8 protein-coding genes and 2 pseudogenes are annotated in these 6,656 nt (G+C 44.0%); 1 reads left to right on the forward strand and 9 read right to left on the reverse strand.

Annotated features, from left to right (window positions below; genetic code table 11):
* Window positions 1–532: 532 nt before the first annotated feature.
* From ACTNC6_RS13950 to ACTNC6_RS13960, 3 genes are read right to left on the reverse strand one after another with little or no spacing between them, the layout of a single operon-like run.
* Window positions 533–829, reverse strand: coding sequence for a DUF3847 domain-containing protein (locus tag ACTNC6_RS13950; protein ID WP_002584328.1), 297 nt, complete (start codon window positions 827–829; stop codon window positions 533–535).
* Window positions 822–1,163, reverse strand: coding sequence for a DeoR family transcriptional regulator (locus ACTNC6_RS13955; RefSeq protein WP_002584329.1), 342 nt, complete (start codon window positions 1,161–1,163; stop codon window positions 822–824). Before ACTNC6_RS13955 ends, ACTNC6_RS13950 begins: the two co-directional genes overlap by 8 nt.
* Window positions 1,160–1,348, reverse strand: coding sequence for a hypothetical protein (locus tag ACTNC6_RS13960; protein WP_002584330.1), 189 nt, complete (start codon window positions 1,346–1,348; stop codon window positions 1,160–1,162). The genes ACTNC6_RS13955 and ACTNC6_RS13960 overlap by 4 nt, the downstream gene beginning before the upstream one ends.
* A gap of 483 nt (window positions 1,349–1,831) precedes the next feature.
* Between ACTNC6_RS13960 and ACTNC6_RS13965 the strand changes: the two genes are divergently transcribed.
* Window positions 1,832–2,638 carry a helix-turn-helix domain-containing protein gene (locus ACTNC6_RS13965; protein ID WP_002584331.1) on the forward strand — a complete coding sequence of 269 codons (807 nt, stop codon included), beginning with the start codon at window positions 1,832–1,834 and terminating at the stop codon, window positions 2,636–2,638.
* A gap of 118 nt (window positions 2,639–2,756) precedes the next feature.
* On the opposite strand, the gene ACTNC6_RS13970 is transcribed toward ACTNC6_RS13965, so the two are convergent.
* The 6 genes and pseudogenes from ACTNC6_RS13970 to ACTNC6_RS13995 all read right to left on the reverse strand — a co-directional run.
* Window positions 2,757–3,248: a nucleotidyltransferase domain-containing protein gene (locus ACTNC6_RS13970; protein ID WP_002584332.1), complete on the reverse strand. Its 492-nt coding sequence runs from the start codon at window positions 3,246–3,248 to the stop codon at window positions 2,757–2,759.
* A gap of 50 nt (window positions 3,249–3,298) precedes the next feature.
* On the reverse strand, window positions 3,299–3,676 hold the full coding sequence (locus ACTNC6_RS13975) for a TnpV protein (protein ID WP_002584333.1): 378 nt from the start codon (window positions 3,674–3,676) through the stop codon (window positions 3,299–3,301).
* On the reverse strand, window positions 3,636–3,908 hold the full coding sequence (locus ACTNC6_RS13980) for a helix-turn-helix domain-containing protein (protein WP_002584334.1): 273 nt from the start codon (window positions 3,906–3,908) through the stop codon (window positions 3,636–3,638). Before ACTNC6_RS13980 ends, ACTNC6_RS13975 begins: the two co-directional genes overlap by 41 nt.
* A 154-nt stretch (window positions 3,909–4,062) precedes the next feature.
* Window positions 4,063–4,221 (reverse strand): Maff2 family mobile element protein, encoded by a 159-nt coding sequence (locus tag ACTNC6_RS13985; protein WP_066548971.1) that lies wholly within the window; start codon window positions 4,219–4,221, stop codon window positions 4,063–4,065.
* A gap of 167 nt (window positions 4,222–4,388) precedes the next feature.
* Window positions 4,389–5,444 (reverse strand): annotated as a pseudogene (locus ACTNC6_RS13990) (VirD4-like conjugal transfer protein, CD1115 family); the annotation flags it as partial.
* Between the two features lie 135 nt (window positions 5,445–5,579).
* Window positions 5,580–6,566 (reverse strand): annotated as a pseudogene (locus tag ACTNC6_RS13995) (group II intron reverse transcriptase/maturase); the annotation flags it as partial.
* Window positions 6,567–6,656: the final 90 nt, after the last annotated feature.

Consider the following 6,656-nt stretch of genomic DNA (forward strand, 5'->3'; position numbering starts at 1 on the left):
CAAAAGTGGCAACAGCACTATATTGAGTAAGATAGACATATAACTTTCTTGCAATAGACACAATAATTCCAAAGTATAGCACTACCGCATATTTTGATTTTATTTGCAAGAAAAGTTAATCATCTTCCCACCTCTTTCTAAATTTCAAAATATTATACCATAAATCGCAGGCAAATACAAGTGGTTATAAAAATTTAACAAATTGCTTATAATACAATCATATAACTTTACGCATTCCTTACTGACCGTAAAATTCCGATTTATTGCTGACTTTATTATACTTTATTGCCTATCGAAAAGATAGCATATTTTATGAAACTTGTCGGCTGGGAACAGCTTGCAGCGCAAGGTCTCCCCAGATGGCAAGTCCACAAAAGGGTAGCTGGCGGCAGCCAGCGCAGGGGAAGCGTAGCGTCCCCTGTTTGATTTGGAGCAGACCATGACTGCGGAAAATCACAGCCCCCCGGCGAGGAGCCTTCGGAGAACGCAATGCACCAACCTCTGGGTGGTGTATAATTGCGCCCTTAGTAAACTAAGGGGTTTCCGGCTTCTCACGTTCCAGCAGTTTCTTCAATAGTTCCTGCGTGTCCTGCCTGTGAAAAATGAGTGTCAACAACAGCATGACATCATCATCTGTCAGGCGTTCCGGCTCTTGCAGAAAACTTTCCAGCATACCGCCACGAGTACAGAGCCGGTGTGTCCGTTCTTTTCGGGTAAGCTGCTTTAGCTGGTGCTGCAATGCCTTTTCATCATTGATGGCTTTCCGAAGTTTCTTTTCACTCTTTTCCAACTCTCGGTTGAGCTTTTCCAGCTTTGAGGTATCAGGCAAGGGCAGCGTCCTCCTTTCCCGGTATCAGCACATAAATCCTGTTTGGTTCTCCAACGCCCTGACGCACTCGCATGATCAGTCCGGCGGTTTCCAGTTCATTCAGAGAACGCTTGACCGTCATGGGGCTGCGGGACAGGACTGCGGCAATGGCTGTGACAGGGAAGCAGATAAACAGGATTCCGTTCTCGTCCTCCTGTCCGTTGGATAGCATAGCGTCCAACATCCGGCAGTACATGACCTTTGCGGTGCTGCTGACTGGAAATCCTGTCAACGCTCTGGGAAAGGGCATACAGGGCGGCAACGGTGTGCCTATCGTCATAAATTCAAAATTCATTCGGTGTGTTCCTCCTTTTTCTTTGCTCTTTTGGATAAATAACGGGGGCAGTCAACCACAACCGCCCGGAAGCTCTGCTTGCACCCATGCTTGCATTTCCGGCATAATTCGTTGTAAGTGACACGCCCCCGGTCATTGAGGTAAAAAGAAAGCTCATGCTTCCTCTTTTTGCTCATTCTCGGCATATTGCGTTTCCTCCCGTTTTAGTGTATAGTTTCGGGGCGATTTTCGGCAAAATTACGGTCATAGAGCCGTCTAAAATCTCCAGAAGTATCAGCAATAGGGTAGACTATCCCCCTATCAGATTGTCGTGTTTCGGTATCATTTCGGTATCAGTTCGCCAGTTCTCCCCGGTGTCGTTCCTCCCCTGAATCTCACAGCGGCGTATTGCTCCCTTTGGTACGCTCGTTTCGGTCAGGGTTCCTCCATATCCCTGCCAAAAGTCATGGCGCTACATCGCCGGGGAAGCATATCCCACACAGGCTGGTCATTCGATTGGAATAATCCATCGATGAACTACCTGTATCATAGAACATTTTTGTGCCCTGTGCCGTATGTCCACAAAGTAGGAATTAAGGGTAAAAATCAGAAATTTCCACGATTGCGGAAAGTATGATATAATCCAGTTAAGCGGCAGTAATGAAACCGCCGGAAAGGAGCGTGCGCCCATGAAAGGAGCGACAAGCATACAGGAACGCCTTTGGGAACTCCGCAAGGACAAAGGCTTAAATCTGGAAGAATTATCAGAGCTGACGGGCATTTCCAAATCAGCTCTTGGCAGTTATGAAAAAGAGGATTATAAGGAAATCAATCATGGCAACCTTATCACGCTGGCAGACTTCTATGGGGTTTCCGTTGATTATCTGCTGTGCCGGACAGAGAACCGGGAGCAGATCAACACGCCACTAACAGAGCTGCATTTGAATGATGAGATGGTGGCACTTCTGAAAGGCGGTCGGATTAACAACCGTCTGCTCTGTGAGCTTGCCACTCATAAGGACTTTATCAAGTTTCTTGCGGACATTGAGATTTATGTAGATGGGATTGCCACCATGCAGATTCAAAACCTCAACGCCCTTGTCGATACTGTCCGGCATGAAATCATTGAACGGTATCGCCCCGGCGAAGACGACCCGCATTTGAAAGTGCTGCAAGCCGCCCATATCAGCGATGATGAATATTTCAGCCACATGGTTCTTGATGACCTCAATCTCATTATCCGGGATATTCGGGAAGCCCACAAAAAGGACAGCGAGAGTGCGCCCCAGACCACCGTTGCCGATGAATTGAAAGAAAATTTGGAAGCGGTTGAAAATTTCAAGGGCAGTCGGGATGAAAAGCTGGTTGTCCTTTACTGCAAGCAGCTCGGCATCAACTATAAAAATCTGTCAGACGAAGAATTTCGCTGGCTCATTCGGATTCTACAAAAATCAAAGAAAACAGGAACTCCTATCAGTCAAAGGAAAAAACGGTAAAGAAAAACCGCTGTTGCATGGTTGTGTTTGCTTCCATGTAGCAGCGGTTGGTGCTATACTTATTCAGTTAAAATTTCAAAGCGATAAAGTGGAATTTATCTTAGAAATTACAGCAATGTTATTTTGATAAACTTTCAAGAATTGAAATATCATGCTTATCTTTATCTCTTAATTCATAACCTGAATGGAAAACTCTTTGGCCTTTTAAGGATATACAAGGAATTGTTTTTCCTTCAAAAAAAGCACTACCAAAGTAATCTTTTTCAAACTCATACCAGCCACCCTCTAAATCAGCTTGTTTTGAAGTTCCGTCCTCACTTAAAACGAACGGGTGAATGTCTAAGTAACCAAGTTCATCACTATATAACTCTATTCTAACCGGTTTCCAGTCTGTATCAATTTTATAGCCCAGATTCAAAAGCACATTTAACAATTTTTCCGTATGTTGAGCATCAAAATTTATATCTATATCTCTATGAATTCTTGTTTGTTTACCAGCTAAAATATCTACACCCCATCCGCCATCCAACCAGTATGTAATTCCAGTATTTTCGAATAATTCTATTACTTTCATTAAATCTTCTTTTGTTGTTATTTCTTTTCTACCCATACAAAGTCTCCTTTACAACTTCTAAGTGTAATAATCATTCTACCATACCGTTATGAATAAATCATCTCATGTAAAACAATTTCTTCTGCCCGGTTGTGAATGTTATTGCAACGCTGCACCCATTCCATTTGACGGGTACGCTTCAATTCCTCGGTCACGCCCTCGGCAGCTTTCATCTGCTCCATGATGGTGTCTAACCGTTTCTGTGCCTGTTCGTTCAGGTCTGCAAGATATGTCCACAATTCCCCGGTCAGGGTCAATGTGTGTAATCTGGCTGGGCAGACTTCTCTTAAATATTCCCGGTGCATCCGTCCGTACTTTCCGATGGGGCGGTGTTCCTCCGGCAACTTCAAGTCCGGGATGTAGTAATCTCCAACAAGGATATAATCAATTCCGTTTTCTTTTATTCTTGGTTTCAATTCGCTCATGTTCCTTACCTCCTGTGGAAGCAGGCTCGTCTGGTACTAACTCAATCACATCGGTAATCTCACAATTCAGCGTTTCGCAGATACGGGCTAATGTATCCATGCTGATGTGCTTTCCCTCTTTGCTCATGTTGGCAATCATATTTGTTGTCATACCAGCGGCAAGCCTTAAATCCTCTTTTCTCATATCACGCTCTAACAGTGTGTGCCAGAGTGGTTTATAGCTGATGTGCATATTGTTTTCCTGCCTTTCTATCCATACCACCGGAGCGGCTGCCCCGGCAGGAACTTTTCTCTTATTATAGCACCAATCTTGTGAAATCACAATTTATTCTTGTAGCCTGCCGCTGATACCGTCTGGATTGGCTTTTCCTTTCTTTTTGTTCCCTTTAATTAGCCATGAACTGTTTGATACCCTGCGACTTTGCACCGGGATTATCATTACCATAACCCTCCAGGAGATTGATAACTCCCCACACGCCTACACCTGCTCCGATTGCGGTTACTACCGTCTTTAATCCTGTTACTGCTGTTGTAAAAAATGACATTTTAATCTACCTCGTTCTTTCTCTTAATTTTTTCAAAAAGAAAGAGTTTTGAGATGTATCAGCATACACAACAAAACTCTTTTTTCTTCTGGACACAATGTCCAGAGGTTAATGGTTCCATATTCAGTTGTCAGTTCTGCACCTTTAGACATTCTGTCCAAAAGTCGCTATTTCGTTGTATCGCCCTCAACTTCTCCACAATCAAAGGCATCATCTACCTCTGTGTCTGGCGTAACTTTCATGCGATGCAGATGCTTCACATAGTCCTCAATGTCAAAGGCATTTTTCGGGTCAAAATCGGACAGCTCTTTGTACCGCCTGTGCTTTGTTATATCAAACTTATCTGAGAAAAAAGGTCTCACGCCCCTAAGCTGCATAATACATTTTCCGCCATCCATGACCGCTATCTCATCCTGACTCATAAGCTCTTTTCCGGTCTTTTGATAATTCAGACCATAGGACTGGCTCGTACCTCTTGTATCCGAGGTATTATAAAGGTCAATTGTCTCTTTACCCAATACTTCCGCCAATTCTTTTAACGTGGTCTTTTCCTTTCCTCCAAGGAATAATGTGGTATCACAATTGCCCTCTATGGTATCTGCATTGTCCTTGTAAATCGCCTTGAGCTGGGATTTTGACTGCAAAATAATAGAAGCTGATATTTCACGGCTACGGATTGTAGCGATTAGCTTCTCAAACTGTGGAATCTGCCCAATGTTCGCAAACTCATCAAGGAGCATGCGCACATGAACCGGGAGCCTTCCGTTATAAACATCATCTGCTTTATCACAAAGCAGGTTAAAGAGCTGTGAATACATGATTGATACCACAAAATTAAATGTGGCATCGGTATCGGAAATAATAACGAATAACGCTGTCTTTTCCTCTCCCAGAGTATCAAGCTCCAGCTCGTCATATTCCATAAGGTCACGCAGCTCCTTAATATCAAATGGTGCTAACCTCGCACCACAGCTAATCAAAATTGATTTCGCTGTCTTTCCGGCAGCAAGTTTGTACTTTTTGTACTGTCTTACTGCAAAATGATTGGGTTTATCCGCTTCCAGCTCCTCAAACAATAAATCTACGGCATTTTTGAAATTCTCATCGTCCTCTCTGGCTTCGCTGGCATCAATCATATCAATTAGCATTGCGAAATTCTGCTCCTCTTCCGGAGCTTCATACCAGATATAAGCGATAAGTGCCGTATAATAGAGCTTTTCAGCCTATAGTGATAGGTAATCCTTTGAAGTTATCGCCGGATTTTCCCCCACTTCACACCGGACGTGCGACTTTCACCGCATCCGGCGTTCCATCGATTGTTTTCACAAGCATTTAATCAATTTCCAAATGAAATACTATTATTCTATTGCGGACAAACCAGCCCGCTCACGCAGACTGTTCACTTTTAACATCAGTTCCTTTGTTGTTTTGAGAGCATCAGCTATCGCTTTCAGCTCATTCATCGGGCGTCTTTGCAGAAGCGGAAGGAATCTCCTGTGGAACAAAATCATGTTTTGATAGCGTTCCCTGCCGCCAAATTCTGCCGGAGTTTTCAGCCAGCATACGATGTCAGCCGCATTTTCAAAGAGTTCTCCACTTAGCGCACATTTTCCACGTTGAGCAGAGAATAATGAAATCCTGCTGTCTGTGAGTTCTGTGCTTCGACCCATAGACGGTTGATTTCTCAAACCCGCCAGAACAAATGAGTTCAGGCTTAGGTTTGTGTGTATCAATGTCCGTCCGTCGGCCGTGTAACTGCATACCGCTGTTTTCTTTGCCATCGGTATCTTGTTCTTGATATATGCGATAGGGTAGATAGGTTGGTCGATTCCTGATACATACCGCACCATTGCCGACTTACCGAACCGCTCCTTTTCGCTCTCGGTCATTGCACCGCCTTCTCGAACAAGTTTGCACCCGGTTTCTGTATTGAGCCGATTTGTTAAAACTGTCATGACCTGCCTGTGGATTTTTCTGCAATCAATACTGATACAGGTAGCAAGCTGAAAATAATTCTGTATTCCCAGAACCATTGAATTGAACAGCCTTATCTCGTCTAAAGGTCTTTTTCCTTTGGACGGTCTGGCAATCCGCTTCGCTTGTTCCACCAGCTTTTGCTTTTCCAGTTCCAACTTTTTGTCACAGATATGAGATTGCACAGCGTACCTACCGCTTTTTGGTCTGACCCGTATCTTGAATCCGAGAAACTCTGAATAGCGTTTTCTGACATTGACTATCCTTGTTTTCTCCGGCGATACTTCAAGCCTTAGCCTCTCAGTTATCCACGCTGTTACAGCTTCTTTTGTTCTCAAGGCGTCCTCTTTATTCCGACAGAAGATTCTGAAGTAGGTAGACCCAAGGAACCTCCCCTTGAGTCCCCATCAGAACCGTACGTGAGCCTCTCAACTCATACGGCTCCTTCTCCAACAGATGGT

This window comes from Blautia sp. HCP3S3_C4, assembly GCF_052064095.1.
Classification (GTDB): Bacteria; Bacillota; Clostridia; order Lachnospirales; family Lachnospiraceae; genus Blautia_A.

Excerpts from the sequence above, each read along its gene's own strand:
- ACTNC6_RS13955 (WP_002584329.1), bottom strand. The coding sequence starts at position 1,163 with ATGAATTTTGAATTTATGACGATAGGCACACCGTTGCCGCCCTGTATG.
- ACTNC6_RS13960 (WP_002584330.1), bottom strand. The coding sequence starts at position 1,348 with ATGCCGAGAATGAGCAAAAAGAGGAAGCATGAGCTTTCTTTTTACCTC.
- ACTNC6_RS13965 (WP_002584331.1), top strand. The coding sequence starts at position 1,832 with ATGAAAGGAGCGACAAGCATACAGGAACGCCTTTGGGAACTCCGCAAG.
- ACTNC6_RS13970 (WP_002584332.1), bottom strand. The coding sequence starts at position 3,248 with ATGGGTAGAAAAGAAATAACAACAAAAGAAGATTTAATGAAAGTAATA.
- ACTNC6_RS13975 (WP_002584333.1), bottom strand. The coding sequence starts at position 3,676 with ATGAGCGAATTGAAACCAAGAATAAAAGAAAACGGAATTGATTATATC.
- ACTNC6_RS13980 (WP_002584334.1), bottom strand. The coding sequence starts at position 3,908 with ATGCACATCAGCTATAAACCACTCTGGCACACACTGTTAGAGCGTGAT.
- ACTNC6_RS13985 (WP_066548971.1), bottom strand. The coding sequence starts at position 4,221 with ATGTCATTTTTTACAACAGCAGTAACAGGATTAAAGACGGTAGTAACC.